Annotated in this window: 1 protein-coding gene and 1 pseudogene; both read left to right on the top strand. The window is 37.7% G+C overall.

What is annotated here, in order from left to right:
• Positions 1 to 45: 45 nt before the first annotated feature.
• Positions 46 to 1581 carry a methyl-accepting chemotaxis protein gene (locus H964_RS11870; RefSeq protein ID WP_039767895.1) on the top strand — a complete coding sequence of 512 codons (1536 nt, stop codon included), beginning with the start codon at positions 46 to 48 and terminating at the stop codon, positions 1579 to 1581.
• A gap of 141 nt (positions 1582 to 1722) precedes the next feature.
• A pseudogene (locus tag H964_RS11875) lies at positions 1723 to 1945 on the top strand (Rpn family recombination-promoting nuclease/putative transposase); the annotation flags it as partial.

Below are 1945 nucleotides of genomic sequence, written 5' to 3' on the forward strand. Positions count from 1 at the left end.
CCTTTAATTTTTTTGTAAAACTTTTTTCAGGGGGGGTTTTGCAAGATGCAAGTTGTATTGACTATCCTGGGTGCGATTGTGCTATCAGTTGTCTTTTCGGTTCTAATTTTAAAAATCTTTGTTGACAAGACAATTTCAATTTTGCAGGGAAAGAACAACCTCAACGCAATTGAACAGCTCTTTTTGACACCTGTGAAAGACTGGGCAGCATCTTTTCAGAGCTTCTTAAGTGACATATTTAAAGAAATCGACCTTGCATACAACAAAATCCTGTCAGTTGCTTATGACATTGAATCAAGCGCAGAAAAGAATCAGCAGCAGTCCAATCTTGTGCTTTCAAACAGCAAAGACATTCAAAATTCTATCTCAGGGCTTTTGGTAGGCCTGAAACTTGTCCTTCAGCACATTGAGAGCGCCTATGAAAATGTCTCAAGCCTTGAAGAATTCATGGTTCATTTCAAAGAAAAAAACCAGAATATTCAAGAAGACATTCAAAAACTGCTTGCAGAGGTTTCAACCGATTTGGAAAATATGGTTTCAGAAAATACAGCATACACACATAAAATGGCTGATCAAATAACCAAGCTCAAAGCTGTTTTCAAAAAGGTAGAAGATTTTCTTGGCACAATTGTGAAAATTTCAGAGCAGATAAACATTCTTGCACTGAACGCTTCAATTGAATCTGCAAAGCTTGAAAACGTACTTGGCGAGAATTTCAAAACAGGCTTTCATGTAATTGCTGACCAAATTCGAAGACTTTCAAATGACACGAAATCAACTGCAGACGAGATTGGAGACTTTATCATTGAAATTTCTGGCATAGTTGATGGAATTTCAAGCCTCAGCGAGAAAAGTAAGGATATTATATCAAGGCAGGTAGAATATGGCAAGACTACTTTCCAAAAATTAAATCAGGTATCTCAGCTTGTTGACTACATAAACAAAAAGATTTCCCAGGCTTCAGAAAAGCTTTCTGTCCAGTACTGTATTGTGAATGACCTTAAGCACTATGTAACAAGGCTGGAAAATAGCTACATTGCCGTCGATAGTAGCACCAACAAAATTTTGAGTTCTGTAGAGGTAAGTAAAAAAACCGCAGAAAGGCTTATGCGGCTTATGAACAGGCTTGTTGACATGTGCAGGGAGTTTGAGTCTGTCAGAAATGACATCTCAGCAAAAATTACAAAGAGAGTAGAGATAGAGGTAAACCAGCAGCGCATTACAGAGGCTATTGAAATAATTGAAAATGAACTAATTCCGCAACTTGTTTCAAGCTGGCAGAAAGAGCTCAATCATAAAGAGGTTATAGACCAGAGTCTGCAAAAGTTTTCTAATATATTTGAGGCTCTGTGGACAAACAACCCTGATGGAACGTTCATCTACTCAAATCCGCCAGAGGGTATAGAAAACGCAAAGGTCAGAGAGTGGTTCACAAAAGCAATGGCAGGTCACACATATGTATCTTCAGCTTACATCTCAGCCATCACAAGAAACTACTGCATCACAATTTCTATGCCTGTATATGATGGTATTGGTAAACTTTTGGGTGTGATAGGCGCTGATATAAAGCTCTCAATGTGAAATGTTAGCAAATAGGTTTTTAAGGTTTACACTAATCATGTAAGTAGTGAGATGCTGCTTGTATGCTCTTTTCCTTTATGGTATAATTTTAAACGGAAGAAAAAACTATAGCTGGATAAAAATTAATTATAAGGATGAAGTAGATTATTTTGTTCATGGCTTTTGAGGATAGTAAAACCGCAGGTGAGAGAGGAGATTGAAAGCAAGATAGATGAACTGCTGAAGAAGATAGAAGCTGAGGGGGTGGAAGATGTGGGAGAGTTTATATTCAATGTTCAGCAGCTGATACAGGAGTATTACAGAGAAGCAGAAGAAAAAGGCAAAGAAAAGGGCTATGAGGAAGGTATACAGGAAGGTATAAAGG

The organism is Caldicellulosiruptor sp. F32 (genome assembly GCF_000404025.1).
Taxonomy (GTDB): Bacteria; Bacillota; Thermoanaerobacteria; order Caldicellulosiruptorales; family Caldicellulosiruptoraceae; genus Caldicellulosiruptor; species Caldicellulosiruptor saccharolyticus.